Below are 24,990 nucleotides of genomic sequence, written 5' to 3' on the forward strand. Positions count from 1 at the left end.
TTCGCGCTGCCGGCGCTGGATATTGTCATTGTTATTTCGTGAAAGAGGATCATAACGGACATCGTCAGGACAGGACCATAGTAAGTAAGTTAACAATCGACTGCATTTAACATAATATACATTATGCGCACTTGCATGGAGCGTGGCGGATAACGGCGTTTAACGTTGTGCATTACTGTGGTTCTTGCTGGCCTGTGCTTGTTCCGTTCTCGTAGCTATCCAATCAAACTGGTCATCTATCGTTGCTCTGTCTGCGACGAGCGCCATTCAGCCTTCATGATATCCGCAATCAGACATGTCGCTTTCTTTCTCCAACAATCATCTCCGGCTGTCAGATTACATCGCGGACAACAACAACATCATTATGTCGTTGTCCGCGTCTACAATATCATTCTCAACATGGCGTTTTCACGGCTCATCGTTCGCCATCGCTCCCGGGCGACTTCGTCCTCGCCATGTCATCCCGATCAGAACACCTTAAATCGATATTCCATGATGACTTCCGAAGACAGCGTGTTGGTACGTGTATAATGGCCATCCGTAAGGACTGGCGTTTTTCCTTGCGTCTTGTATGACCATCCCGGCCCGAACATTGCCCAAAAGGTGAAGTTTTTAAACATGGACTGCGTTGGAACCCAACGGCTAAAGGCATTGATTTCCCCGGTGCGCACGTGATTCCCCTTATAGTTAAATTGCCCGATGTTTCCCGCCAGGCCCACGGCTAATTCAGGCGTTAACCGATATTCGGTGATGTTCGCCAGCACCAGTTCCCCATCACGCATGTAATCGTCGCCAGCGTAGGCCATAGAAATAAATGTTCCCCGGGAATTTTTGCTCATGTGGCGTGGATAAAACCCGACTTCATCTGCTTTTTTAGCATTGGTGTAGCCAATGCCCATTTTGCTATTCCAGCGTTCACCTTTCCAGGTCGCGTCCAACGCAAAATGCCAGGCATTATTGTCAAAATCACGTTTACTCGCGGGCATTGCACGGTAACTTTCCATGGCGTGGGTGCCGTATACCTGAGTGCCTATCGTTAGCTGCGTATCAGGTCGAAACTGCGTAAACAGCAGGTGCCGCTGCAGATAGCCTTTGCTCTCACCATAAGCATACTGTGCATCAAAATTTTGTCCCCGCCAGAGCATTTCTCCGCTTGCCAGGTGGCTAATATATTCACCGGTATTGGTCTGAAATCGCTTTTTATCTGGTGAGTTTCTGTCCATGGAATTTTCAAGCCATGCCCCTCTTATGGTAAATGGACCGTAGCTTAAAGCACTGCTTACGCCGGAATACGTTGTCGGCGAAAGCCTGTTAGATGTTGAAATAACGCCATAATTTTTCAGCATCTGCCATCCCCAGCGCGCGTTTAGCTGAGCACCAGAAAGCGTGTAGTTAAGCTTCACATTACGTTGACCAAACTTTGAATACCCTTCTGCATTGCTTTTTTTGTTACCAGTCCCATTGTTATAAAGCACGCCGCGGGAGTTGAAATAGTCGCTGGCGCCCAACTTTATCGCGCTATAATACGATACGTCGAAGCCGATAATATCGGCTAAATAACCAGACTGGTATTCTGCTGAAAATCCCTGTCCCCAGGCGTTGTGTACATGTTTAGGGTTGGCATTTTCCTCCTTAAGATATTTCCAATAATTCTTTGCAGAGACAGTGAGCTGTGAGTCAGTAAAAAAAGGATCTTCAAAAATAGCGTCTGTAGCGGCCCATGCAGGCGTAACCAGCCCGCACGCTATTAACGCGGCAGTTATATTTTTAAACATTTTTATTTCCTGAGAAAAGATCCGCCATAGCATATTTATGGCGGAAAACTAAACTGTCAGATTATTTATGGTTTAGTGAAACCTTGCCTGCTTCAACGTATTTCATGGTGCCAATTTCTGGCACACTGTATTTACCATCGTGATAAGTGATTTTCACCACCGCAGCATTCGACAATGGCAGATTTTTGGCCGGGTCGTCCGTCAGATCGGAAATCATTATCTGAATCGCGGTACCTGAAGAAATGGCCAGAATATTTTTATCACCCTCTTTTTGGGCATTTTCTACAATAGTTGCCAGCGCAGCTTGTGTCCGTTCTTTTACCTGCTCATAGTTTTCCGCTAGTTGTTTAGGATCGGATTTGGCCAGCGCGTTCTGGCTTTCGCTTACCGAAAGTGTGCCAGCTTTCATCGCCTTAAAAAGCGCTTTACTGTCCGACATCCCTAGTGCGTGTGCGCCTGCATTGGCCATATCGACATTATAACCGCCTTCAAAACCGCCAAAAAACGCCTCTCGCAGGCCTGTCATTTCGGTTAAATGATAATCCGTTACGCCAGCCTGTTTAAGAATCACTGCCATGGTTTCGCGCTGCCGTCCCGCATCACTGGAATAAAAACGATCAAATTTTATCCCTTTGAGTCCCTCACCTAAATATTGAGCAACCTGCACCCCATCCTTCGTCAATGGGGAATCAATCCAACCTTGCACGCGGTCAAACGAATTAAGCAGCGTTTTCCCATGACGCGCAAAATAAATATTGATGACCTCCTGGTCATTTTTATCGTTACTTTTCGCCATCAGCAGTGGACTGGTAACGGCGGTAACAGCCATTAAGGCCCCCAGAAATAATTTTTTCATTTTATAAGAATCCTTTTCTATAGCCAAAAAAAAACCTACGTACTCTTCAGCGCCCTGGCATGCAGGTGGAGAAGAAAACGTAGGTTTTGCCTGTTGATACAGTAACAATCCAGCTATTACGGACCCTATCACTAATGCTTTTGAATTGCACTTAATCTATAACGATGATTTATGTAAATGTGATCCTCCTCATATCAACCGTATTTCCGTCTGGACGTAAATATCTGCAGTACGTATTTTAAATTCACTTGGGATTGTTACTTTTTCAGGCAAAACCTAAGGCCGTTTCTGTACTCGTTGCAGGAGCGGCCTTAGGTTTTTTTTTGCATTGTATCTACCCTAGGATTAACAGGAGTTTCGATGAACAAGTCATGTATTGCCGCAGCGCTGATCTCTGCATTCACTTTCACCGTAAGCGCCGCCCCGCTTAAAATTTTGATTGTAAACGACGATGGTTGCGAATCTCCGGGCAGTATTTCGCTTCAGGAAAAACTCACGCAAAAAGGTTTTGAGGTATGGATGGTCGCTCCTGCCACCAATCAGAGCGGCATCGGTTCGGCCATTACCTTCAAAACGGGTAAAATCTTTGATGTAAAGAAAGCTGCTGATAAACGCTACTGCTTCCCGGGAACGCCTGCTGATGCGGTTGATTTCGGCTTACGGGGACTACTCATTAATAATCAGCCGGACCTGGTTATCTCTGGCGTCAACGATGGCCCGAATACCGGGATGGCCCAGGTCAATTCAGGGACGGTAAGTGCGGCAGCCAGGGCTGTACGTTATGGTTTCCCGGCGATTGCGGCCAGCATTGGGTATATCTTTACCGAAGATGAAATGAAGAATAAATGGCCAAGCACACATAAATATTGGCCTGATGCGGTGGATTATGTGGTTGAGGTTGTTGAGACCCTGAATCGTAATCATGTTCCTGGTTCACCTTTGGTGCCTAAAGGATCGGGTTTAAGCATTAACTATCCGCCGCTGCCAAAATCAAAAATTAAAGGTGTGCACTATATCGAAAATGAGATGTTCCCTACCCCACAGATTGGTTATGATATTTTACCTGATGGACGCGCCAAACAAATCATCAACCCGGCATCGTTAAAGAACGTTGAGAACGATACCGATTCCGGCTGGCTTAATAAAGGTTATATCACCTACACCCTCTTTGATGGGGCAACGAACGCGCCGCAATTTCAGGCGCAATATGAAGCACTGCTGAATAAATAATTCACCAGTTTATTTCACAACTTTGTACCATCCACTTCGTTCCTGCCGGCGATACACTAAATCGCTGGCAGGCGATGTTTTCAATTTTTCATCACCGCCTAATTATATTGCTCAAGCCCTCATCCGTACTGTACGACGCGTACCCTTCCAATATCAGGTAAATACTTGATTGAGTTCAAAAGTTAGTCTATTTCGGACTATTCCTGGTTGTTTATGGTTTTTTTAACATCTAACCTCATTTTTCTATAATTCCACAATTCACGTAGCGAGCAGCTCATGACCTTCCCTGCACATTCTTCAAATCTGCCCGACTATGGGTTTGCTCGTAGCCTGGGACTAGCCTCTGGTAGTGATTTTGATTTTACCGCGCTGGCCGCACAACTGGACTGCTCCCGTGATTTCTCTCAAGCCGGGATAATCTATTCCGACGGAATGAATCGCTGGCTTGTGCGCCCTTCACGTAGAATCGCCACACCAAACCAAAGTAGCGTTAGCCATGTTATCGTGACAAAAATTGCATCCTCGACGCCGCACAATGCCGCAAAAGCCACGATCAAAACGCTACAAGCACCGTCACTGGCTAATGAAATTACCTCCACGGCTATAGCCTGCGGCGCTGCCGTGGTCACTGTCTTTTTAGCGCTTGGAGCTGGCGCGGCCATCCCCCTCACCGCCGGAGCCTCAGGCGTGGTGGCAGCAATGATCACTGCAGGTGGTGTGGCTACCGGTTTACAGTGTTTTATCGGTAGCGGACGTCTGTTAGCTATCGGTATCGGCCATGAGGAGGATATTGCCTGGCTTGACAGCCAGGACTGGTATACCGCAACCTCAACAGCCCTGGATATCGTTTCTTTAGCTGGCGCTGGTGCGGGTTTAAAAAGTACCATTGCAACATATAAATTAATGAAAGCCAGTTCCTCCTCCGGGGCGATAAACTGGCTCAAAAGTCTGAGCCGGGCCGAGCGTAAGCGTATTACAGAAGAAATCATCCGCGCCCAAAATCCAGGAATTTCTAACGGTGGAATTAAGGCGGCCATGCAGGCGCAGCTTTACCCTAAGCGTTTCCCGTCTGAGGCTATACAGCGTTCTTTGCAGCGCGAATTAACGAATGCGGTTATTAATACCTCAGCCTTCGCGGGGAGCGCGCTCACCGGAACAATACGCCACCCGCAAAATATGACGCAATCCGGTAAGTACGTCATCGGCGTTATACAGTCGTTCTCATTTTAGATAGTTAAAGCACTCGGCATAATGAAATATATTAATGACAGTCTCAAACTGGGCACCATCGTTGAGCAAAGGATAAAGGAGCAGGATCCTAAGCAGTTAGAGTCCGCGAAAATGTACTTGATGGAGCGTATGGGAACGCCTGTCGGGTTGCATACGGCTGGCGTGCCTTTTATTTTAAGCGCGCTGTTAAGCGTAATAAGTTTTGCTATGCCGCAGCTAACGCTTTGGGGAGCCATCTTTCAGTGGTTTTCCTGGCCCGCGCATGCTGTTTTTGCTGGTATCATCCCCACAGGTTTACTCTATTGTCTGCTGATCTTCCCGTCGATGACGCTGTTCTCTCGGGGTTTTCTGGCGGCGCTTAAGTTCTATCTAGGTCTGATTTTCCTGACCGCCGCGCTCGCCGCGGGAAATCTCGTTTACGCATTCATTTCGGTATTCATATTTGGCGGGCATGCCGGTTTGCTTATAAGTGCTTTGGTTGGTGTATTGTTTAGCGCTGGGAGCATCAAACTCATTAACAGCGCTATGTTTGTAAAAACCTCAGCATTTTATTTACATAATCGAGTTTGGCGCTGGCAATTAAAACATCATGCACAAAATGCGATATGATAAAAAACCTCTGCTGGCTCATGCTGACGTTGTTAAGCTCGACGGGGCTTGGCGCCTGGTTTCTTCAACAGCAATATGACGCGCGCTCCGCCGACTTCCGCATCCTGTATCGAGAAATCACGGTAAAGGTGTCGCAGCACGATGCCATCATCCCCCTGCTTCCGGCCGGTCAAAATGCCGCCGAAGTCCAGCAGATCCTGCCGCAAATCGTGCAATGGCGCCGCTACGATTCCCTTGAACCGCGACGCCCCATCGTCGCGCAAAGCCCTGCACGCTACTGGCTGAATCTTCCGGGCATCTCCCTGCTGATTGATTTGAACACCCTACTTAACAGTCTCAATGAGAAAAAGACATTCAAACATCTTGCCATTCTCTGGGACGATACCACGTTGCTTGAGGAAGGTACCGCCTCTGCCAACACCTGGTGGCGTTGGGAGAAAACCGTCGCCAGCCCGACGCAGCCGCTGCGGATTAGCGCAGGCGATAACCCGCAGTGGCATCAACTGCCGTGGTGGCTGATACTTTCACCGGCACTGTTCTGGGCGGTGATTATCTATCTCGTTAATCAGTATCGAACCAATAAACGCCGACGGGATATCGCCGATTTACGCTCTCGCTATGGCGAACTTACTCGTCTTAATACCATGGGCGAACTTGCCGCCGGCATCGTACATGAGCTTAATCAACCGTTGACCGCCATCATGAGCTATAACCAGGCGGCAGTGCGCCTGATTAAAAAAAATGATCCCGTGCGGATCCCCGAACTACTTGAGGCCTCAGTGTTGCAGATAAAACGCATTGACGCCCTGCTCAGCCAGTTTCGTCTCAAGCTCACTAGTAAGCGCGCCGAATATCAGCCGGTGGACCTTACGTCCCTGTGGCTACGCGTTTGCGAATTACTGGATAACGAGATCGGCGCGGGGAAAGTTCGTATCTCCAGCCATTTTCCGTCGGACCTCCCCGCGCTTCCTGCGCCACCGCTATGGGTGGAGCAAATACTGCATAATATCGCCAGCAATGCCATTCAGGCGCAAGGCGCAAATGCTCCCGGTAGCGCATGGATTCATTTGCAAGCTGAGCGAGTGAATGACGGTATTACCTTAACGATTACTGATGGCGGACCAGGGTTATCGACTGAAGCGCTGGAGCAGATATTTATGCCGTTTTATACCACCCGTAGCGACGGCGTTGGGTTGGGCATGGCCCTCACCGATACTCTCGTCCAGCGCCTTAATGGCACGATAGAAGCGAGCAATATCACCGGACAAGGCGCCTGCTTCCGGCTATGGTTTCCGCTACGCACGGAGGAAAAGTAATGGAACAGTATATCTGGTTAATAGATGACGATGCGGCAATCCGCGATTCATTGAGTCTGCTGCTCTCAACCGTTGGCTGGCAGGCGCAGGCTTTTGATAGCGCACACGCTTTTCAACATCAGGCAGGGAATCTTGCTGAATTAACCGGCTGTATGCTGCTGGATATCCGCATGCCGGGGAAAACCGGGCTGACGCTGCTCGATGAGTGGCGCCGGCTGGGTTTAACCTTACCGGTTATTATTATGACCGGGCACGGTAATATTGATTTATGCCGTCGCGCCTTCAAAAATGGCGCCTTTGAATTTTTAACCAAACCCATTGATGCCGACCTGCTATTCGAAGTGGTCGGCGAAGCGATGGCGCAGCAAAAAGCGCATCTCGAACGACAACAAATATTACTGCCGCTGCAGGAAAAGCTCGCCACACTTACCGCCCGCGAACATGAAATGCTCCAGCAGTTGATTCAGGGATATTCCAGTAAAGAAATCGCCCGTTTATGCTCGCTATCGCCGCGTACCGTCGAAGCGCATCGCGCCAATATTTTTAGCAAGCTTGAAGTTAACTCGCTGCCCAAACTGTTAAAGATTTACGCTGATGTCGCCAGTGGTTCTAAGTAAAAATACCTGGTACGTTCGGTATTCGCGGCAATAGTCGCCATGCTCCCTGCGCCCTAGTATTGGCCTATCGCCACTCAACACGACGGAGCATCACTATGAAACGTATTCTTCTTAGCACCATTCTGCTCGGTAGTCTGGTCACTACCGCCTGCGCCGCCACGGGCGTACTCAGCCAGCAAAATTTGTCACTTGAGCTCGCGGATAAAATCGCGCAAAGCACGCTTCAGGCCTGCGTCAAAGATGGCTATAACGTCGCCGTCACTCTGGTCGACCGTTCCGGTACGCCACTATTGATGAAGAGAATGGATAATGCCGGTCCGCACACCGTCGAAGCCAGCCGTATGAAAGCATTCACCGCGCTAACCACTAAAAACGCCACCAGCGCTGTCATGAAAGGTTCTCAGTCCAACGCCGGAGCCGCGAATCTGCGCGATATACCCGGTTTTCTGCTATTAGCTGGCGGAGTGCCGGTTAAGATGGGCAACCAGGTCATTGGCGCGGTTGGCGTCGGCGGCGCGCCGGGGGGAAATTTTGACGAAGCCTGCGCAATTGCCGGGTTGAAATCTATCGAAGGCGAACTTAACCAGGGCTAATCCAAAGCGCGGGTAGACTATTGCTACCCGCTTTGCCATAGCGGGTTACCGACTCACATGCTGCATGGCGTTTTGCTCAACCGCCCCGCTTACCTTCTTCGCCCGACTTTCTTGACCAAAGAAGGTCAGTATCGCGATAATGATCGCCACCGTACCGGCAACAATTGCCATCGCCAGCCCATAGTTCTGACCATGATGTTCCGCGATCGTGGCCTGCAAAGTCGCATTAACCGAAGCAATAAGATTACCCAGTTGATACACAAAGCCCGGCAGCACCGCCCGGGTATTCGCTGGAACCAGTTCATTCAGATAGGTCGGGACCACGCCCCAGGCGCCCTGAACCATGAACTGCATCAGGAATGCGCCGATTCCCAACATCAGTGAACCGCTAGCGAATGCCCACAGCGGGATAACCGGTAGCGCCAGCAGCGAGGCGGTTATAATGGCCTTTTTACGACCAATCTTCTCGGAAAGCGAACCGAACAGCACCCCGCCGATGATCGACGCAATATTGTAAGTGACCGCAATAATACTGATCGTTTTCGGATCAAAGCCGTGCTGCACTTTCAAAAATACCGGATACAGGTCCTGGGTGCCGTGGGAGAAGAAGTTGAACGCCGCCATCAGTACCACCAGATAACAGCACAATTTCCAGTGCGTTTTCAGTACCGGCAGTAGCGCCGTGCTCTCCTTTTTCGCCCGTGACGCCAGCCATACCGGGGACTCCTGCACGCAGAACCAGATAAACGGCAACAGCAAAATAGGCGCAGCGCCGATAACAAACATCCCGCGCCAGCCGAGTAAATCAAATAGCAGCCCATAAGCGACGGCGGCAATCAGATAGCCAAACGGATAACCGGCCTGGAAAATTCCTGACATCAGCCCCCGGGAACGATCCGGAATGGTTTCCATTGACAGCGACGACGCCACGCCCCAAATACCGCCCATCGCCACGCCATACAGCACTCTTAACACCAGAAAAATCATTAATGACGGCGCCGCGGCGGACAACAGCTCGAATATCGAAAAGAAGATGATATTCAACATCAGGATCGGCTTACGGCCATATTTCTCGGCGAGCCGACCAAAAATGAGCGCGCCGATAGGCCGTACGGCAAGCGTCAGTAATATCGCCAGCGTGACCTTTTCCAGCCCAACGTGAAACGTCTGGGCAATGTCACTCAGTAAGAAGACGAGGAGGAAAAAATCGAAGGCATCAAGTGTCCAGCTTAAGAAGCTGGCAATGGCGGCATTGCGCTGTAGTGAAGTCCAGCCTAACATCGTGTTATCCCTATCCTGGCACAGCGGCCTGGAGATGTAGCAGCTAGCCGAAAGAACATGCAGGGCCAACTGCATATGTAAATGTAAAGTTTCTTAAGTTACCCATATGTTAAATACACCCAACAATCGTATGGCTGCAAGTTAATTAGCATGCTAATTTGTTTCAAATTAAGTATATGTCCCCTGATACCCCGCGCAGGCAGAATGTATAGCATTTGATATACAGCTGTTCTACAATGAGCTGTATACCAATTGCTATACGGGAAAAGAAGATGAAATCAGATATCCAACTCAACATCCGGGCGAAGGAGTCCCAGCGGGCGCTGATTGATGCGGCCGCTGAAATTCTGCATAAATCGCGGACCGACTTTATTCTTGAGATGGCCTGCCAGGCGGCAGAAAACGTCATTCTCGACCGTCGGGTGTTTAACTTAAGCGATGAACAATACGCCGAATTTATCGACATGCTGGATGCGCCGGTTGAAGCTAACCCCGCTCTCGATAAATTGCTGGCGAGAAAACCGCAATGGGAAAAGTAAGCGCGCCGACGCCGCTATCTTCACACCACCAGATTGCGGAATTTTGTTGTGGAGAAACGGTTCTCGATCAATGGCTAAAACAGCGAGGATTGAAAAACCAGGCTCAGGGCGCCGCGAGAACCTTTGTGGTCTGCAAGGAAGATAGCCACCAGGTGGTGGGGTTTTATTCGTTAGCAACCGGCAGCGTTAATCACACGGAAGCCACTGGCGGCCTGCGGCGCAATATGCCCGATCCTATCCCGGTCATCATTCTCGCCCGCCTGGCGATCGACTGCGCTTTTCACGGACAGGGGCTGGGGGCCGATCTACTCCATGATGCGCTCTTACGCAGTTATCGCGTTGCCGAAAATGTTGGCGTACGTGCCCTGATGGTCCATGCTCTGACCGATAGCGCGAAACGATTCTATCTACACCACGGATTCAAAGCCTCAACCACCCAGGAACGCACACTTTTCCTCGCTTTGCCTAAATAACTCCACCTTTCGTCATTTTCTCTACCACACTTATCTTTCAGTTCGGGAACCGCACCAAAGGAAGGATAACGATGAAGAAAGTGGCGATTGTCGGCGTCGGGCCGACCGGGATATATACCTTTCATTCCCTGGTTGAACGGGGTGAGCCGCTGGAGATAGTGCTCTACGAGCAGGGTGAAGAGGCTGGCGTCGGCATGCCTTATAACGATGAGCATAATTCAGCGCAAATGCTGGCGAATATCGCCAGTATCGAAATCCCCCCCATCTATATTACCTATCTGACGTGGCTACAAAATCAGAGCGAAGACTGGCTCACCCGGTATGGCATTGAGCGTGAGGCCTTACATGAGCGGCAGTTTTTACCGCGTGTGATCCTCGGCGACTATTATCGCGATCGGTTTCTCGCGCTGTTAGAGAAAGCAAGGTTAGCGGGGTTCAAAGTTAGCGTGCGCGAGTCCTGCGAGGTGACCGATATCCAGGCAGAACAGGATGGCGTCAAACTGTGGGTTAACCACGCGCCCACAGCGGAACGCGCGGATTTTGCCGTTATCGCCACCGGACATCTTTGGCCGCAGGATGATGATTCCCCCCGCGAATTTTATCCCAGTCCCTGGAGCGGCTTGATGCAGGCGCAGATAGCCCCGTGTCGGGTCGGTATCATGGGGACGTCACTCAGCGGCATTGATGCCGCCGTCGCCGTCGTCATTCAGCATGGCCACTTTACGACTGACGAGGATGAGAGCGTCCATTTTCGGCTTAATGACGCCAGCCACAAACTCCACATTACTCTGATGTCGCGAAACGGCATTCTGCCCGAGGCCGATTTCTACTGCCCCATCCCCTATGAACCGCTGGAGATAGTCACCCATCAGGCGCTGGAAGCGGCCATTGCCGAGGGGAGCGAGGGATTGCTGGATCGTGTATTCCAACTTATCGTCAAAGAGCTGGAACTCGCCGCGCCGCACTGGTGCAAGCAGATAGGGTTACGCCAGCTCACCGCGGATACATTCAGCGACGCCTGGTTTGTCGACAGAAAACGCCACGATCCCTTCGCCTGGGCGCAAGCCAATTTGCAGGAAGTGGAACGCAACAAACAGCAACAGCATACCGTGCCGTGGCGGTATACCATTCTGCGATTGCATGAAGTGATTGAGATGATTGCGCCGCATCTTAACGAACGCGATCGTGAACGCTTTAAAACAGGGCTCGCCCGGGTATTTATCGATAATTACGCGGCCATTCCGTCGGAATCGATTCGCCGCCTGCTGGCGTTACGGGAGGCAGGGCTTATTAGTATTCTGCCGCTGGGGTCCGATTATCAACTGGAAGTTCAACCACAACGAACGGTCATCCACCATCACAATCAACGCAGCGAATTTGACGTCTTTATTGACGCCAGAGGCCAAAAGGCGCTGAAGAGTAAAGACATCCCTTTCCCGACGCTGCGCCAGCAGCTTCTCGCCTGTGGTGATGAAATCCCGGATATTGGTGACGATTACACCCTGCAGGCGCCGGCGTGCGCTCGCGGACGCATTGCCTTCGGCGCGCTGCCGTGGTTGATGCATGACCGCCCTTTCGTTCAGGGCCTCGTCGCCAGCGCGGAAATCGGCGCCGCGATGGCGAGAGCGGTTTCACAACAGGCCAGCGGTCGCCGGCGCAAGCTGTGGTTCAGCGATGAGTGGTGATCCATCAGCATGCGAATAACGACGAACAGCGTCTTAAGCGCAACAACGGAAAAGAGGCCGCCATTCAGGCATGCTACAACTAAAGGTCATCAGGCAGCACAACGCTTACGAGGTACTTATGAGTCAACTATTTAGCCCTGCGCGAATTGGTAAACTGGAGCTGGAAAACCGTATTGTCATCGCCCCGATGTGCCAGTACTCAGCGGATAATGGCAAAGCAACCGCCTGGCACCGCATTCATCTCGGACAACTGGCTTTTTCCGGCGCCGGTTTATTAATTATCGAAGCCAGCGCCATCGAGCCTGCGGGCCGCATCTCCCCGGCGGACGTCGGCTTGTGGGACGATGAAACCGAAGCCGCCCTGTACCGGGTACTGGAAGATGTTCGCGCCTATTCAGCAACCCGCATCGGTATCCAACTGGGACATGCCGGGCGCAAAGCTTCCGCCGCTGCACCCTGGCTTGGCGGCGGTCAGTTAGCGCTGGATAACGGCGGATGGCAAACCGTCGCCCCATCCGCGCTGGCATTCCATGACGGCGACCGGGCGCCGAAAGCGCTGAGCCATGACGATCTGGCGCGGCTTAAGCAAGCCTTTGTTGATAGCGCGCGGCGCGCCGAACGCCTGGGAATTGAACTGATAGAGCTGCATGCCGCGCACGGCTATCTGCTGCATCAGTTCCTCTCCCCGTTGAGCAACCAGCGTACAGATGAATACGGCGGTTCGCTGGAGAACCGCTTACGTTTCCCGCTGGAGGTGTTCCAGGCAATACGGGAGGCGGTCAGCGAAAATATCGCCGTCGGCGTGCGACTTTCGGCGACGGACTGGGTGGACGGCGGTTGGGATACCGCGCAATCCATCGTCTTTAGTCAGCAGCTTGAAGCGCTGGGTTGCGACTATATTCACGTTTCCAGCGGCGGATTGTCGCCACAGCAGGCGATTCAGGTCGGTCCTGGCTATCAATTACCGTTCGCCCATGAAATCCGCCAGCAGATCAACGTTCCGGTCATTGGCGTAGGGTTAATCACAGAACCGCAGCAGGCTGAAGATGCCCTGGTAAACGGCGACGCCGATCTGATTGCCATCGCCCGCGCTGCGCTCTACAACCCACACTGGCCGTGGCAGGCTGCGGCTGCTCTGGGGGCCCAGGTTAGCGTGCCGCCGCAATATCTGCGCTCGGAGCCGCATGGTCTAAAAGGTACGTTAAAAGCTAATTGCTGAGACTATACGAAGCGAATGATAGCGGCGCATCAGCGCCGCTAGATTACGGCAGGGTTAATCGCGGGTTTGCACCCAGAACGCGTGGATGAGACCAGGAATGTAGCCCAGCAAGGTCAGAATTATATTCAGAATGAATGCCCAGCCGAAACCTTTACCCAGCAGTACGCCCAGCGGCGGCAGGATGATAGTAAATACGATTCTCCAGAAACCCATACACTCTCCATACAAACAAAATTAACGACTTAAAAAAGAGACCTCGTCTCTAAGCATAGTAATTCTACCTGATGCCGCCACGTTAGCCGCCCTTTTTACCCGATTTTACGCATCTTGTAATGACTATTGCGTCAGCGAGTGCAATTCATCCGATGTATGGTTTTGTGAGTTCGATCATGTCCTCCACTACGCATTGTCGTTATCCTTAATTCAACTTGTATGGTAGTAGACTATAAACAACGCGGTAAGGAAAAGTTTTCATGCAAATGACGATGCGCTGGTTTGGGCCAGACGAAGATAAAGTCACTCTTGAACAGATCCGTCAGGTTCCGGGGGTGGAAGGTGTGGTCGGCGCGCTGTACGACGTTCCGGTTGGCGAAGTCTGGCCGCGGGAGAAAATTAAGGCGTTAGTCGAGCAGGCCCACGCTAACGGTCTGACGATGGAAGTTATCGAAAGCGTGAATATTCACGACGCGATTAAAATCGGGCTGCCGGAGCGCGATCGCTATATCGCCAACTATCAGCAAACTATCCGTAACCTCGCCGCCTTTGGCGTTAAGGTCATCTGCTACAACTTTATGCCGGTTTTCGACTGGATGAAAACCGACATGAACTACCGACTGGCGGACGGGTCGCTGACGATGGCTTTTGAAAAAGCCGGCATCGATAAAACGCTGGAACAGGTCGTCTCGGAAGTGCTCAGCAACGCCAACGGCTATGCCCTGCCGGGCTGGGAGCCAGAACGTTTAGCGCAGGTACAGACGTTATTCGACAGCTATAAAGCGGTCGATGATGACAAACTGCGAGAAAATCTGCTCTATTTCCTGGAGAAAATTATCCCGGTCTGCGAAGAGGTCGGCGTGAAAATGGCCATTCATCCGGACGATCCGCCGTATTCCATTTTTGGTCTGCCGCGCATTATTAAAAACCGCGACGACCTCGACTGGTTGTGTCGCGCGGTGGATTCACCGGCAAACGGTATTACCTTATGTACCGGCTCTATTGCCGAGGAGCCGCAAAATAACGTTTATCAAATCCTCGCGGAATTCAGCCAGCGCGGGCGCATTCATTTCGCTCATGTCAGAAATATTAAAATCATAAAAGATAAAGATTTCTACGAATCGGCGCACCCTACCCGCTACGGCTCGCTCGATATGTACCGGGTGATGCAGGCGCTGCACGACAACGGCTTCGACGGCTATATTCGTCCCGATCATGGCCGTTTTATCTGGGGTGAAACCGGCCGCCCGGGATACGGCCTGTACGATCGCGCGCTCGGCGCCACTTACCTGCTGGGATTATGGGAAGCGCTGGAAAACCAGCACGCCTGATCCGCTCTTCACTCAGGTGCCGGAGTTCTCCGGCACTGAAAATATAATAAAATCTCTGTTGGGAGGATGCCATGTCTCCAGCCCTGGCTCTGCTATGGGTGGTGGTCGGTATTGCGCTACTGGTCATCATGAATCTGAAATACAAAGTCCACAATATTTTCGCCTTGTTAATTGCCGGCCTGTTTGTCGCCATTATGGAGGGCGTGCCCCTCGATAAAATCGTCTCGATGGTTCAGCAAGGACTGGGCGGAATAATGGGACACCTGGCGCTGATCATTATATTCGGCGCTATCATCGGCAAATTCATGACTGAATCCGGCGCCAGCCAGCAGATTGCCGATACGGTCATCAGGCGTTGCGGCACCCGTTATCTGGCGGTCGGCTTGATGTTTATCGGCGTCATCTTCGGCATCGCCATGTTTTATGAAGTGGCGTTTTTGATTGCCATGCCGCTGGTTCTCAACATCGCCAGCAAAGCCAATATCCCGTGGATGAAACTGGTTATACCGACGGTCGTCGGCGCCACCATGGGCCATAGTTTATTTCCGCCACAGCCGGGGCCGGTTGCATTAGTCAGCGCCTTCCAGGCAGATATTGTTCAGGTTTATCTGTACGGAATTATCGTTATCATCCCGGCGCTGTTCTGTGCGGGGATTTTATTACCCGCCTGGCTTCCGGGCATCCGCGAGATGAAGCTGAATGCCATGATTAAACCACAGGAGGAGAAACCCGCCGAGGCGCTGCCGTCGTTTGCGGTCAGTATTGCTATTCCGCTGATCCCCGCGATATTAATGATTGCGTCTTCGCTGATTCAGTCTCTGTTTGGCGCGACCTCTTCTGCGGCAAAATTCTTCCAGTTTCTCGGCAGCGCGGAAATTAGCATGCTGCTGGCGACCGGCGCCGCAATCTGGCTGCTCGGCTGCCGCCGCGGTATGAATGCCGTTCAGGTTAACCACTGCGTAACGGATTCGGTCGCCAGAATTGCCAACGTCCTGTTCGTCATCAGCGCCGGCGGCATTCTCAAACAGGTTATTATCGATTCCGGCGTCGGCGACCATATCGTCACGATGATGAGCCACGTCCCGCTGTCGCCGTTTATTATCGCCTGGTTGATTACGGCGATTATTCGTATTCTTACCGGCCAGGGCGCCGTGGCGGCAATTACTTCAGCCGGCATTGTTTCGCCGATGGTGACCGCGTTTCACCTTAATCCGGCGCTGATGTGTCTGGCGGTGGCCTGCGGTAGCAATACCATTACTCTGATGTATGACGGCGGGTTTCTGCTATTTAAGGAAACGTTTGGTATCTCGATGCGCGATACCTTTAAGACCTGGGGCTTACTGGAGCTTATCAACTCGGTGGTGGGTCTGTTGATGGTGTTATTACTGAGTCTGTTTATTTCCTGATAAAATACACCGCGGCGAGAATGGTATCGCCGCGGTAGCAGTCCAGTATCTTACTGCTGGCCGGCCGGCGCCTGCTGAGCTGGCGCTTGCTCCGGCGCGATACTCTCTTTTATCTCTTTAGTTTTATTGGCGGCATCGGCGGAAAGCTGGTTGGCTTCAACGATGGCGTTATCTTTAATTTTTCCCGCCTCTTTCATGATCGCATCGCTTTTTTGCTGCGCATCCTGTTTAACCGCATCCGCTTTATTTTTCGCATCCTGGGCAATCGCGTCGGCTTTCTTGTCGGCTTCAGATTTAATACTGCTGGCCTGGTTTTTCAGGCTATCCGCTTCATTATTGGCCTGCGTTTTGATGTCGTCGATCTGCTTATCCGCTTCTTGCTTAATGGCCCGCGCTTTATCGGCAGCCGCATCTTTAATTTGTTCCGCGTTATCTTTAGCCTGATCCAGTTTATTGTCGACTTTCGATGAGTCATCGCAGCCAAACAACGCCAGGCACAATGCAGAGGTAATCAGCGTTTTATTCCACAGTTTCATCAGTATTCCCTTATCGGTCCAGGTGGTAATCCAGTGACGGTCATAGCCTTGCCGTATCGGCATAGTCAATTTATTTATAATCGCTATGCCTGGAGAGTCAAGCTATCGATAATTTTCAGTAATGCTTTGCCGGAAAACGCATAGACAGGTTAAAGACAGCGGCTAATTTGCTTAAAAACAAGGCAAAAAACCGCTATTCCAGCAATCGATACGCCCGGGCGGATAACCTGCTTTCCTTCTGGATGGCTAAAAAGCATCTTATATTCCATTTTGCGCTAAACGGCAGATTTATGTTCTTTAAAATGCCGTTTTTACAGTTCTACCATTCAGCTATCTCGATACGAATGGGTAAATGGTTATGTCACTCTTTCACTCTGTAAGCGACCTGATTGGTCATACCCCGCTGTTACAGCTGCATAAACTGGATACCGGCCCGTGCAGCCTGTTCCTGAAACTGGAAAACCAAAACCCCGGCGGTTCGATAAAGGATCGCGTGGCGTTGTCGATGATTAATGAAGCCGAGCGCCAGGGAAAACTGCGCCCCGGCGGCACCATCATTGAAGCCACCGCCGGTAATACCGGGCTGGGGCTGGCGCTGATTGCCGCCCAGAAAGGCTACAAACTGATCCTGGTGGTACCGGACAAAATGAGCCGCGAGAAAATTTTCCATCTGCGCGCGCTGGGCGCCACCGTGCAGTTAACCCGCTCGGACGTCAACAAAGGCCATCCCGCCTATTATCAGGACTACGCCCGCCGTCTGGCGGAGGAAACGCCGGGCGCGTTTTATATTGACCAGTTCAACAATGAAGCCAACCCGTTGGCTCATGCCACCACTACCGCGCCGGAGCTGTTTGAGCAGCTCGATGGCGATATTGACGCCGTGGTGGTCGGTGTCGGCTCAGGCGGTACCCTGGGCGGTTTGCAGGCGTGGTTTGCGGAGCATTCGCCGAAAACCGAATTTATTCTTGCCGATCCTGCGGGGTCGATTCTGGCGGATCAGGTAGAGACCGGGCAATACGGTGAAACCGGCTCCTGGCTGGTGGAGGGGATCGGCGAAGATTTTATTCCCCCGCTCGCCCATCTGGAGAAAGTACGCAAAGCATGGCGGGTGACCGATCGTGAAGCGTTCGCCACCGCCCGGCAACTGCTGCAGGTGGAAGGTATCCTCGCCGGATCGTCAACGGGCACCCTGCTGACAGCAGCCCTGCGTTACTGCCAGGCGCAGTCCACCGCTAAACGGGTGGTGACCTTCGCCTGCGATAGCGGTAACAAGTACCTGTCGAAAATGTTCAACGATGACTGGATGCGCCAGCAAGGTCTGCTAAGCCGTCCGACGCGCGGCGATCTTAGCGATTTTATCGCCCTGCGTCATGACGAAGGCGCAACCGTCACCGCCGCGCCCGACGATACGCTGGCTGCCGTCCTTGCTCGTATGCGCCTGTACGATTTTTCCCAACTGCCGGTGCTGGAAAACGGTCACGTGGTAGGCATCGTCGACGAATGGGATCTGATAAGCCACGTCCAGGGCGACAGCCAGCGTTTCGCGCTGCCGGTCAGAGAGGCGATGACCCGCCATGTCGAAACCCTCGATAAGCACGCCCCGGAAAGTGCGCTTAAAGATATCTTCGACCGTGGACACGTCGTGGTCGTCACCGATAACGATCGGTTTATCGGCCTGATCACCCGTAGCGACGTCCTGACCACCTGGCGTAACCGACTGGAACAATAAGGAACGAACATGAAAAACCTACAGACGCTCAGCGTCCATAGCGGCATTTTTAACGACCAGCATGGCGCGGTGATGCCGCCGATTTATGCCACCTCCACCTTTGCCCAGCCCGCGCCGGGCCAGCATACCGGCTATGAATATTCACGTAGCGGTAATCCGACCCGCCACGCGCTGGAGACGGCCATCGCTGAGCTGGAAAGCGGTAGCCGGGGTTTTGCTTTCGCTTCAGGCCTCGCAGCCATTTCCACGGTACTGGAACTGCTGGATAAGAACAGCCACCTGGTAGCGGTAGATGATGTTTATGGCGGCACATACCGACTGATTGAAAATGTTCGCCGTCGTAGTGCCGGGTTACAGGTCACCTGGGTCAAACCTGACGATCTGCCAGGCATCAAAGCCGCAATCCGCCCTGATACACGGATGATTTGGGTAGAAACGCCGACCAATCCGTTATTAAAGCTGGCGGACCTTACCGCCATCGCCGCGATTGCCCGTCGACATAACATTATCAGCGTCACCGATAATACCTTCGCCTCACCGATCATTCATCGCCCTATCGAACTGGGCTTTGATATCGTGGTGCATTCGGCGACCAAATATCTCAACGGCCACTCGGACGTGGTTGCCGGTCTGGCGGTGGTTGGCGACAACCCCGCGCTGGCCGAGAAGCTGGGCTATCTGCAAAACGCCGTCGGCGGCGTACTTGACCCATTCAGCAGCTTCCTGACCCTGCGCGGCATTCGCACCCTGGCTCTACGGGTGGAACGTCATAGCAGCAACGCTCTGCTGCTGGCGGAATGGCTGGAGCAGCAGCCGCAGGTCGAGAAAGTGTGGTTCCCCTGGCTCGCCAGCCATCCTCATCACGATCTGGCTCGCCGACAGATGGCCCTGCCAGGCGGTATGATTTCCGTTGTGGTCAAAGGAGATGATGACTACGCCGGGCGCATCATCAAAAAACTACGGTTATTTACGCTGGCGGAAAGCCTGGGGGGCGTGGAAAGCCTGGTGAGCCAGCCATTCAGCATGACGCACGCCTCCATTCCGCTGGAACAGCGGCTGGCGAATGGCATAACGCCGCAGTTGATCCGACTCTCGGTAGGTATTGAAGATCCGCAAGACCTGATTGCTGACTGGCGAAACGCGTTACGTGAGTAAACGCTAACCCCGCGCACCGCGCGGGGTATCATGAGCCTCAGCAGAAACATACCGCTTTGGCGTTTTCCGTCGGATGATAGGGATCGCTTTTGTGATCGTCGCTATCATCCCGTTTACGTGGGATCTCACCGTGTTTACCCGGCTCTTCGCGCGCCGGGTGTTTACCGCGTTTATCCAGTTCATAGTGATGCGCTCTGCTCATCGTCTGGCTCTCCGGTTAATTGGGCGCCTGTTGGCGCAGCTTATCAACCCGCACCAGCGGCGGCGTCATTTTGCTATCCAGGCTTCCGTTAATGCTCACCAGTTTGTCCGGCTTGATTTCCTGACCATCAAAAACGGCTGCCGGAATAATGGCTGCAATGGTGCCGGTTTTATCACGGAACAGATAGCGGTCGTCGCCTTCATGCTTAATCACATTGCCGCGCAGGGAAATAGTCGCGCCGTCGTGCATGGTTTTCGCCTGCTCAATGGTCATAATCCGGCCATCCTCCATACCGCGATAGCCGTCGTCCAGCTGGTGCGGTGGCGGCGGCGCGGCATCGTTTTTAAAACCGCCCTTTTCTTCAGCCCAGACGCCAGCGGTGAGTAACAAACAGAGTGTCGCGATTAGCTTTTTCCTCATTATTTCACCTTTCATGTCAGCAGACTGTTATTAAAGTCTGGCCGCTGATAGCGATTTTAACAACGTCAATAATTCTGATATCAGCTAAAATAACAACGTCGCTATCGCTGCGTTAAATATAAACATCATGCTGGAGCCCAAATAATGGACAATAATCAACAGGATCCGCCAGAGATAAACGAGAATCTACAGGCGCTACGCTTCGAGTATAACTTCCGGCGCTACGGGGTGGTTTTTCTCGCCATTATTATCATTGCTGCATTATGCGGTTTATTTTCATCTGGCATCCTGAGTTCCGCCCATCATGAGAATTCCGCTTCATCGTTAACGGTAGACTATGACCGTTTTGCCAGACTAATGAGCGAAACCGAAGTCAATATTCAGGTGAAAAACAGTAGCCTCGCTCATACCTCAGTGGATTTTTCACCCACGTTATTAAGCCATTACCAAATTGGCGATATTCGACCGCAGCCCGATAAAATGTACAGCGCTAACGGTCATCTGATCCTGGTTTACAATGAAAATAGCCGTGGCGCGCCGCTTTCAGTGTGGTTATCCATCACGCCAAAAACTTTCGGCAACCTTTCCACGACACTGCAGGCGAATCAGCAACCCGCCGTCACCTTTAACCAATTTGTCTTTCCGTAGGAGCCACAACGATGGAAATGGTGCTCAGAGCTGTCGCAATCTATCTTATCTTATTGATTATTTTTAAAGTTGCTGGCAGAAGAACGCTTATGCAACTCACCAGTTTTGATCTGATTTTACTGCTGATTATCAGTGAGGCCACCCAGCAGGCCATGCTCAGTACCGACTATTCTGTCACCGGTTCAATGCTGACGATTGTCACGCTGGTCAGCGTAGATATTTTATTTGGCTATATTAAGAAACGCTTTTCGCAGGCTGAGAATTATCTTGATGGTTCGCCGACGATCGTCGTAGAAAATGGTGTTGTCGCTGACGATAAAATGAAAATGGTCAATATCTCTGTGGATGACATATTGCTCGCCGCGCGACAGCACCATGGTATATATCAACTTGAGAAGATTAAATTTGCGATCCTCGAACGTAACGGCCAGATTTCAATTATTCCGACCGAAACGTGAGACGTTACTTATCACGTTCCGGTTGTTTATCGCCCGACTCAGGTGCCCGTGTCGGGTCGTCTTCTTCTTTTTCAGTAACATAATTAATATACATACCACCTCCAACCTTGCGGCATTGAATTATAAAGGTAGCGTTACCACGAAATTTATCCATTGCCATAATAAATAATGTCGCTTGTTAGCCATAATAAGTACTCTCAGATATTTCCGACCACCAGCCAGCAATGAATCAATAATACTCAATTACTCATGACCAATACACCATGGCGAAATGCCATGTTCAGACCAATCGAGGCGACTATGACGGTAATGGTTATCACCGGCGGTAGTGCGGGCGCCGGTAAAGCGACGGCGCTACGCTTTGCGAAAGCCGGCTATGACGTGGCGATTATTGCGCGCGATGAAAGTGGGTTACAGGAGGCCGAACACGCATGCCGCCAGTTCGGCGTGCGGACGCAGGTTATCAGCGCTGATGTCGCTGACGCCCGCTCGCTGCGACAGGCCGCGGCAGAAATCGAAACCCAGCTCGGCGCCATTGAGGTGTGGGTCAATAATGCCATGGCCACGGTGTTAGCGCCCTTCCATCTGATGAGTGATGAGGAATTTCGCCGTGTGACGGAGGTGACCTATCTGGGTTATGTCAACGGCACACGCGCCGCGCTGGAGGTCATGAGCCCCAGAAACCGCGGGATAATAATCCAGGTGGGCTCCGCGCTTGCCTGGCGTTCCATCCCTTTGCAATCGGCGTATTGCGGCGCGAAGGCGGCGATTCGCGGATTTACCGATGCAGTGCGAACCGAACTGATGCATCAACGCAGCCGGATCCAATTAACCATGGTGCAACTGCCCGGAATGAATACGACACAGTTTGGTTGGGCAAGGAATAAAATGGATAAAGAGATGCAGCCCGTTCCCCCGGTTTATCAGCCGGAGGTGGCGGCAGAGGCGATTTTCAGCGTCGTTCAGCGCCCCGTTCGCGAATTGTGGGTAGGTAAAAGCACCATTCAATCCATCGTTGGCCAGTTTTTCTTCCCTTCACTACTTGACCGCCTGATGGTTAACAAAGCCTGGGAAGGTCAGCTGACAGCGCAAGCAAAACGTAGCGAAAAGCCAGACGATCTCTATTCTGCCGTGCGGGGCGAGCACAGCTCTCGCGGGACATTTAGCGCCGGCGCTCGCCAGCGTTCATTTAACGTCAGCGCCGATTTGCCTGGTAAAGTCGCATCTGGCGTAGGGATCGCATTTGGACTGATGATATTACGCGGACTACTACGCCGCCCGCGCAAGCGCCGTTAATCGTGCTGGCGGCTAAATCAGCGATAACCGTAATCCCTACGCGTAGCCAAAAACGCACAATATTGTCAATTTCGTCTATCACCGGAGGGTGCACCAGATTGAGATCCGGCTCGTGGCGATAGAACATGTGGCGATAATACTGTCCCGCCTGTTGATCCCAGCGCCAGACGCTCTTTTCGACACCGGGAAACATTGGCGGATCGTCCTGTTCGGGCGGCGAATCGGCCCAGAGATAATATTGCCGGAAAGGAGAATGCCTGTTTTTACGCCCCTCTTGAAACCAGGGATGTTGCGAAGAGTTATGCTGGATAACCAACTCGATGATTACGCGTATCCCCAATTCGCGCGCGTCATCAATCAGTCGAATAACGTCGCTAATTTGCCCAAAACGCGGATCGGGCTGCAGATGATCCTGCACATCGTAACCGTCATCGAGAAATGGGGTCAGATAAAAGGGGGTTAACCACAATACCGTCACCCCAAGGCTACGTAAGTAATAGAGTTTTTGCCTTATCCCGGCCAGATCGCCACAGCCATCACCATTGGCATCATAAAACAGCGAGGTATCAACCTGATAAATTACAGCGTTTTGAAACCACGGTTGGCGAGGCATTATTCCCCCTCGTATCAGCAGAACATCACGAGCGCCCGAAGCATACCCGAGGTATAAGCTCTTATTTTCTCTGCGCAGGCTTCGGACGTGTGGCAAGTTTATCTACCATCATTTGCTGCCTCGGGGTCAATGACGGACACTGACAGTGCTCGCTGAAATTTATCTCTAACATAATCTGCTTTTCCGCCCTCGTTAGAGCCAGCGAGCTTTGGTTAATTCGTGACAAGATGGCAAGGAGGCGTATCATTTATAAACCTTTTGCCGCTAACGCTTGGCATCAAAACCCGGCGTTTCGGAGCGAATAATATATTGCTCCGTAATATCGGGTATATGATGCAGCAACCATTCGGCCATGCCTCTTTCTTCCGCCAGAATACTTTCTAAATCAGCAATCGAATCATGATCGTTGACCTTGTGCGCGGCGGTTAATAAGGAGGTATAACAGGCGACCTCAAACTGCTCGAAAACGTAACCGCTGATCACCCCTTTCACCACTTCATCTTGTGGAAACATTCCACCAATAGATTGTCCCATCGCGGCGATTTTACTCATTGAGTCTTTAAGAACCGAGCGGGAAATATTATTGCGCGCAATAATATCATCCGGCACGGTAATTTGCCGACGGGTTTCAAAAAGATGCTGCTCAAGGCGGGTACATAATTCCGGGTAGCTGTCGGTTCGTTTTACCATTGATTCAAGCATTGATTCAGCCTGCTTTTCCATAGCGTGCGCGTCACGCAACCAATCGTGATAGTTTTCAATATCAGTCATAACAACCTCTTTATAAAAAGATAATTACTCTTCAGCCTTATCTTCATTTTCTTCTGCGGCCTGGTCGGCTCGCGCTGCGCTATACCCGGATAAGTGGCCGACAATATTTGCATAAATACTAATAATGATGACCCACAGGACACTGTCTTTCCACCATATTACCGACGGTATAGCAAGTACAAACCACATTATCGCCGCGACGAGATGACACCTTTTTATTACAACCGGACTAAGACTCATTTTTTTGCCTGATGCCTTAGATAGGATTAAGCGGACTGTTGGGCATCCTGATTGACGTGTCCAACGGCGATGTACGTTAATTTCATATCAGCGTCTTTTTCTTCTTCCAGCGTTTCCGCCAGCAGTTTCACCGCGGCTTTATAGCCGAGTTGCTCTGCCAGCGTACACAGCGTACCGTAGGCCGCAATTTCATAGTGTTCAACTTTCTGCGCGGCGGCTATCAGCGCAGCATCGCGGATCTCGTTCTTTTCCGTCGCTTCGATCACTTCGTTGGCCTCTTCGATAAGCCCTTCCATCGCCACGCACTTCATCCGTTTCAGGCGAATTTGATCATTTTGTTCGAGGAGTTTATCGATACGTTCTATATGGCCCTGAGTTTCCTCGAGGTGAGCGCTGAATGCCGTTTGTAGCTCTTCACATGCGCTGGCGCGGGATAGTTTAGCCAGCGCGCGGGTTAACTGTTTTTCCGCGCTATAGGTATCCGATAATAAATGGGTAAAAATATCTTCAATGGTTTGAATTTTCATAAATCACACCTTTTAAAAACTG

Annotated in this window: 27 protein-coding genes and 1 pseudogene; 17 read left to right on the forward strand and 11 right to left on the reverse strand. The window is 51.6% G+C overall.

Going from position 1 to position 24,990, the window contains the following annotated elements; genetic code table 11:
- Positions 1-467: 467 nt before the first annotated feature.
- Both ABLV78_RS12800 and ABLV78_RS12805 read right to left on the reverse strand, forming a co-directional pair.
- Positions 468-1,775 carry an OprD family outer membrane porin gene (locus ABLV78_RS12800; RefSeq protein WP_072251423.1) on the reverse strand — a complete coding sequence of 436 codons (1,308 nt, stop codon included), beginning with the start codon at positions 1,773-1,775 and terminating at the stop codon, positions 468-470.
- 61 nt (positions 1,776-1,836) lie between these two features.
- On the reverse strand, positions 1,837-2,631 hold the full coding sequence (locus ABLV78_RS12805; RefSeq protein ID WP_049060921.1) for a histidine phosphatase family protein: 795 nt from the start codon (positions 2,629-2,631) through the stop codon (positions 1,837-1,839).
- A 360-nt stretch (positions 2,632-2,991) separates the two neighbouring features.
- Between ABLV78_RS12805 and surE the strand changes: the two genes are divergently transcribed.
- From surE to ABLV78_RS12835, 6 genes are all read left to right on the forward strand, one after another.
- Entirely contained in the window at positions 2,992-3,861 is an 870-nt protein-coding gene (surE, locus tag ABLV78_RS12810) for a 5'/3'-nucleotidase SurE (RefSeq protein WP_045394414.1), read from the forward strand.
- A gap of 276 nt (positions 3,862-4,137) precedes the next feature.
- Complete coding sequence (gene ssp4, locus ABLV78_RS12815; protein ID WP_047048276.1) at positions 4,138-5,091, forward strand: Ssp4 family T6SS effector; 954 nt, start codon at positions 4,138-4,140, stop codon at positions 5,089-5,091.
- A 21-nt stretch (positions 5,092-5,112) separates the two neighbouring features.
- A complete protein-coding gene (locus tag ABLV78_RS12820; protein WP_047048272.1) occupies positions 5,113-5,700 on the forward strand; it encodes a hypothetical protein in 588 nt (195 codons plus the stop codon).
- On the forward strand, positions 5,697-7,016 hold the full coding sequence (locus ABLV78_RS12825; protein ID WP_047048269.1) for a sensor histidine kinase: 1,320 nt from the start codon (positions 5,697-5,699) through the stop codon (positions 7,014-7,016). Before ABLV78_RS12820 ends, ABLV78_RS12825 begins: the two co-directional genes overlap by 4 nt.
- Entirely contained in the window at positions 7,016-7,633 is a 618-nt protein-coding gene (locus tag ABLV78_RS12830; protein WP_047048266.1) for a response regulator transcription factor, read from the forward strand. Before ABLV78_RS12825 ends, ABLV78_RS12830 begins: the two co-directional genes overlap by 1 nt.
- A gap of 95 nt (positions 7,634-7,728) precedes the next feature.
- Positions 7,729-8,226, forward strand: coding sequence for a GlcG/HbpS family heme-binding protein (locus ABLV78_RS12835; RefSeq protein WP_047048263.1), 498 nt, complete (start codon positions 7,729-7,731; stop codon positions 8,224-8,226).
- Between the two features lie 45 nt (positions 8,227-8,271).
- On the opposite strand, the gene ABLV78_RS12840 is transcribed toward ABLV78_RS12835, so the two are convergent.
- Positions 8,272-9,507: an MFS transporter gene (locus ABLV78_RS12840; protein WP_047048260.1), complete on the reverse strand. Its 1,236-nt coding sequence runs from the start codon at positions 9,505-9,507 to the stop codon at positions 8,272-8,274.
- A 272-nt stretch (positions 9,508-9,779) separates the two neighbouring features.
- Between ABLV78_RS12840 and ABLV78_RS12845 the strand changes: the two genes are divergently transcribed.
- The 4 genes from ABLV78_RS12845 (at position 9,780) to ABLV78_RS12860 (ending at position 13,423) form a co-directional block, all read left to right on the forward strand.
- A complete protein-coding gene (locus ABLV78_RS12845) occupies positions 9,780-10,046 on the forward strand; it encodes a type II toxin-antitoxin system TacA family antitoxin (RefSeq protein WP_015705366.1) in 267 nt (88 codons plus the stop codon).
- Positions 10,034-10,519 carry a GNAT family N-acetyltransferase gene (locus ABLV78_RS12850; RefSeq protein ID WP_047048257.1) on the forward strand — a complete coding sequence of 162 codons (486 nt, stop codon included), beginning with the start codon at positions 10,034-10,036 and terminating at the stop codon, positions 10,517-10,519. Before ABLV78_RS12845 ends, ABLV78_RS12850 begins: the two co-directional genes overlap by 13 nt.
- Before the next feature lie 71 nt (positions 10,520-10,590).
- Positions 10,591-12,204, forward strand: a complete 1,614-nt coding sequence (locus ABLV78_RS12855; protein WP_047048254.1) for an FAD-NAD(P)-binding protein — start codon at positions 10,591-10,593, stop codon at positions 12,202-12,204.
- Between the two features lie 118 nt (positions 12,205-12,322).
- Entirely contained in the window at positions 12,323-13,423 is a 1,101-nt protein-coding gene (locus ABLV78_RS12860) for an NADH:flavin oxidoreductase/NADH oxidase (RefSeq protein ID WP_047048252.1), read from the forward strand.
- A gap of 54 nt (positions 13,424-13,477) precedes the next feature.
- Here the strand turns inward: ABLV78_RS12860 and ABLV78_RS12865 are convergent, their stop codons facing one another.
- A complete protein-coding gene (locus ABLV78_RS12865; protein ID WP_002903230.1) occupies positions 13,478-13,636 on the reverse strand; it encodes a YqaE/Pmp3 family membrane protein in 159 nt (52 codons plus the stop codon).
- A 260-nt stretch (positions 13,637-13,896) separates the two neighbouring features.
- Between ABLV78_RS12865 and uxuA the strand changes: the two genes are divergently transcribed.
- The gene (gene uxuA / locus ABLV78_RS12870; RefSeq protein WP_045394436.1) at positions 13,897-14,967 is read left to right on the forward strand and encodes a mannonate dehydratase; all 1,071 of its coding nucleotides are present in this window, start codon (positions 13,897-13,899) and stop codon (positions 14,965-14,967) included.
- A gap of 71 nt (positions 14,968-15,038) precedes the next feature.
- On the forward strand, positions 15,039-16,373 hold the full coding sequence (locus ABLV78_RS12875) for a gluconate:H+ symporter (protein ID WP_045394438.1): 1,335 nt from the start codon (positions 15,039-15,041) through the stop codon (positions 16,371-16,373).
- A gap of 50 nt (positions 16,374-16,423) precedes the next feature.
- Here ABLV78_RS12875 and ABLV78_RS12880 read toward each other — a convergent pair whose 3' ends face one another.
- Positions 16,424-16,909, reverse strand: coding sequence for a hypothetical protein (locus tag ABLV78_RS12880; RefSeq protein ID WP_045366309.1), 486 nt, complete (start codon positions 16,907-16,909; stop codon positions 16,424-16,426).
- A 352-nt stretch (positions 16,910-17,261) separates the two neighbouring features.
- Between ABLV78_RS12880 and ABLV78_RS12885 the strand changes: the two genes are divergently transcribed.
- Together ABLV78_RS12885 and ABLV78_RS12890 are read left to right on the forward strand one after the other, a co-directional pair.
- Complete coding sequence (locus ABLV78_RS12885) at positions 17,262-18,638, forward strand: pyridoxal-phosphate dependent enzyme (RefSeq protein ID WP_165430647.1); 1,377 nt, start codon at positions 17,262-17,264, stop codon at positions 18,636-18,638.
- A gap of 9 nt (positions 18,639-18,647) precedes the next feature.
- Positions 18,648-19,793: a trans-sulfuration enzyme family protein gene (locus ABLV78_RS12890; RefSeq protein ID WP_047048246.1), complete on the forward strand. Its 1,146-nt coding sequence runs from the start codon at positions 18,648-18,650 to the stop codon at positions 19,791-19,793.
- Positions 19,794-19,830: 37 nt separating this feature from the next.
- Here the strand turns inward: ABLV78_RS12890 and ABLV78_RS12895 are convergent, their stop codons facing one another.
- Together ABLV78_RS12895 and ABLV78_RS12900 are read right to left on the reverse strand one after the other, a co-directional pair.
- A complete protein-coding gene (locus ABLV78_RS12895; protein WP_072251600.1) occupies positions 19,831-19,995 on the reverse strand; it encodes a hypothetical protein in 165 nt (54 codons plus the stop codon).
- A gap of 15 nt (positions 19,996-20,010) precedes the next feature.
- Positions 20,011-20,415 carry a YdeI family stress tolerance OB fold protein gene (locus tag ABLV78_RS12900; RefSeq protein WP_045394442.1) on the reverse strand — a complete coding sequence of 135 codons (405 nt, stop codon included), beginning with the start codon at positions 20,413-20,415 and terminating at the stop codon, positions 20,011-20,013.
- A gap of 144 nt (positions 20,416-20,559) precedes the next feature.
- Between ABLV78_RS12900 and ABLV78_RS12905 the strand changes: the two genes are divergently transcribed.
- The 3 genes from ABLV78_RS12905 (at position 20,560) to ABLV78_RS12915 (ending at position 22,817) form a co-directional block, all read left to right on the forward strand.
- Positions 20,560-21,063, forward strand: a complete 504-nt coding sequence (locus ABLV78_RS12905; RefSeq protein WP_047048243.1) for a hypothetical protein — start codon at positions 20,560-20,562, stop codon at positions 21,061-21,063.
- An 11-nt stretch (positions 21,064-21,074) separates the two neighbouring features.
- A complete protein-coding gene (locus ABLV78_RS12910; RefSeq protein WP_045394445.1) occupies positions 21,075-21,521 on the forward strand; it encodes a DUF421 domain-containing protein in 447 nt (148 codons plus the stop codon).
- 309 nt (positions 21,522-21,830) lie between these two features.
- Entirely contained in the window at positions 21,831-22,817 is a 987-nt protein-coding gene (locus ABLV78_RS12915; protein WP_226473397.1) for an SDR family oxidoreductase, read from the forward strand.
- Between the two features lie 28 nt (positions 22,818-22,845).
- On the opposite strand, the pseudogene ABLV78_RS12920 reads toward ABLV78_RS12915, so the two are convergent.
- From ABLV78_RS12920 to ABLV78_RS12935, 4 genes and pseudogenes are all read right to left on the reverse strand, one after another.
- Positions 22,846-23,430: pseudogene (locus tag ABLV78_RS12920) on the reverse strand (alpha-amylase family glycosyl hydrolase); the annotation flags it as partial.
- 264 nt (positions 23,431-23,694) lie between these two features.
- On the reverse strand, positions 23,695-24,201 hold the full coding sequence (locus ABLV78_RS12925; protein ID WP_047048229.1) for a ferritin-like domain-containing protein: 507 nt from the start codon (positions 24,199-24,201) through the stop codon (positions 23,695-23,697).
- 24 nt (positions 24,202-24,225) lie between these two features.
- Positions 24,226-24,441 (reverse strand): hypothetical protein, encoded by a 216-nt coding sequence (locus ABLV78_RS12930; RefSeq protein ID WP_032705768.1) that lies wholly within the window; start codon positions 24,439-24,441, stop codon positions 24,226-24,228.
- A 26-nt stretch (positions 24,442-24,467) separates the two neighbouring features.
- Complete coding sequence (locus tag ABLV78_RS12935; protein ID WP_047048227.1) at positions 24,468-24,968, reverse strand: YciE/YciF ferroxidase family protein; 501 nt, start codon at positions 24,966-24,968, stop codon at positions 24,468-24,470.
- Between the last annotated feature and the right edge of the window lie 22 nt (positions 24,969-24,990).

This window comes from Klebsiella sp. CN_Kp075, from assembly GCF_040065055.2.
GTDB classification, from domain to species: Bacteria; Pseudomonadota; Gammaproteobacteria; order Enterobacterales; family Enterobacteriaceae; genus Klebsiella; species Klebsiella aerogenes.

What these genes read in the sequence shown, in the direction of transcription:
- ABLV78_RS12855 (WP_047048254.1), top strand. Translation starts at nt 10,591, where the DNA reads ATGAAGAAAGTGGCGATTGTCGGCGTCGGGCCGACCGGGATATATACC.
- ABLV78_RS12900 (WP_045394442.1), bottom strand. Translation starts at nt 20,415, where the DNA reads ATGAGGAAAAAGCTAATCGCGACACTCTGTTTGTTACTCACCGCTGGC.
- ABLV78_RS12820 (WP_047048272.1), top strand. Translation starts at nt 5,113, where the DNA reads ATGAAATATATTAATGACAGTCTCAAACTGGGCACCATCGTTGAGCAA.
- ABLV78_RS12825 (WP_047048269.1), top strand. Translation starts at nt 5,697, where the DNA reads ATGATAAAAAACCTCTGCTGGCTCATGCTGACGTTGTTAAGCTCGACG.
- ABLV78_RS12935 (WP_047048227.1), bottom strand. Translation starts at nt 24,968, where the DNA reads ATGAAAATTCAAACCATTGAAGATATTTTTACCCATTTATTATCGGAT.
- ABLV78_RS12925 (WP_047048229.1), bottom strand. Translation starts at nt 24,201, where the DNA reads ATGACTGATATTGAAAACTATCACGATTGGTTGCGTGACGCGCACGCT.
- ABLV78_RS12930 (WP_032705768.1), bottom strand. Translation starts at nt 24,441, where the DNA reads ATGAGTCTTAGTCCGGTTGTAATAAAAAGGTGTCATCTCGTCGCGGCG.
- uxuA (WP_045394436.1), top strand. Translation starts at nt 13,897, where the DNA reads ATGCAAATGACGATGCGCTGGTTTGGGCCAGACGAAGATAAAGTCACT.
- ABLV78_RS12830 (WP_047048266.1), top strand. Translation starts at nt 7,016, where the DNA reads ATGGAACAGTATATCTGGTTAATAGATGACGATGCGGCAATCCGCGAT.
- ABLV78_RS12860 (WP_047048252.1), top strand. Translation starts at nt 12,323, where the DNA reads ATGAGTCAACTATTTAGCCCTGCGCGAATTGGTAAACTGGAGCTGGAA.
- ABLV78_RS12895 (WP_072251600.1), bottom strand. Translation starts at nt 19,995, where the DNA reads ATGAGCAGAGCGCATCACTATGAACTGGATAAACGCGGTAAACACCCG.
- ABLV78_RS12865 (WP_002903230.1), bottom strand. Translation starts at nt 13,636, where the DNA reads ATGGGTTTCTGGAGAATCGTATTTACTATCATCCTGCCGCCGCTGGGC.
- ABLV78_RS12850 (WP_047048257.1), top strand. Translation starts at nt 10,034, where the DNA reads ATGGGAAAAGTAAGCGCGCCGACGCCGCTATCTTCACACCACCAGATT.
- ssp4 (WP_047048276.1), top strand. Translation starts at nt 4,138, where the DNA reads ATGACCTTCCCTGCACATTCTTCAAATCTGCCCGACTATGGGTTTGCT.
- ABLV78_RS12885 (WP_165430647.1), top strand. Translation starts at nt 17,262, where the DNA reads ATGGTTATGTCACTCTTTCACTCTGTAAGCGACCTGATTGGTCATACC.
- ABLV78_RS12840 (WP_047048260.1), bottom strand. Translation starts at nt 9,507, where the DNA reads ATGTTAGGCTGGACTTCACTACAGCGCAATGCCGCCATTGCCAGCTTC.
- ABLV78_RS12800 (WP_072251423.1), bottom strand. Translation starts at nt 1,775, where the DNA reads ATGTTTAAAAATATAACTGCCGCGTTAATAGCGTGCGGGCTGGTTACG.
- ABLV78_RS12910 (WP_045394445.1), top strand. Translation starts at nt 21,075, where the DNA reads ATGGAAATGGTGCTCAGAGCTGTCGCAATCTATCTTATCTTATTGATT.
- ABLV78_RS12880 (WP_045366309.1), bottom strand. Translation starts at nt 16,909, where the DNA reads ATGAAACTGTGGAATAAAACGCTGATTACCTCTGCATTGTGCCTGGCG.
- ABLV78_RS12835 (WP_047048263.1), top strand. Translation starts at nt 7,729, where the DNA reads ATGAAACGTATTCTTCTTAGCACCATTCTGCTCGGTAGTCTGGTCACT.
- ABLV78_RS12915 (WP_226473397.1), top strand. Translation starts at nt 21,831, where the DNA reads ATGGTTATCACCGGCGGTAGTGCGGGCGCCGGTAAAGCGACGGCGCTA.
- ABLV78_RS12845 (WP_015705366.1), top strand. Translation starts at nt 9,780, where the DNA reads ATGAAATCAGATATCCAACTCAACATCCGGGCGAAGGAGTCCCAGCGG.
- surE (WP_045394414.1), top strand. Translation starts at nt 2,992, where the DNA reads ATGAACAAGTCATGTATTGCCGCAGCGCTGATCTCTGCATTCACTTTC.
- ABLV78_RS12875 (WP_045394438.1), top strand. Translation starts at nt 15,039, where the DNA reads ATGTCTCCAGCCCTGGCTCTGCTATGGGTGGTGGTCGGTATTGCGCTA.
- ABLV78_RS12890 (WP_047048246.1), top strand. Translation starts at nt 18,648, where the DNA reads ATGAAAAACCTACAGACGCTCAGCGTCCATAGCGGCATTTTTAACGAC.
- ABLV78_RS12905 (WP_047048243.1), top strand. Translation starts at nt 20,560, where the DNA reads ATGGACAATAATCAACAGGATCCGCCAGAGATAAACGAGAATCTACAG.
- ABLV78_RS12805 (WP_049060921.1), bottom strand. Translation starts at nt 2,631, where the DNA reads ATGAAAAAATTATTTCTGGGGGCCTTAATGGCTGTTACCGCCGTTACC.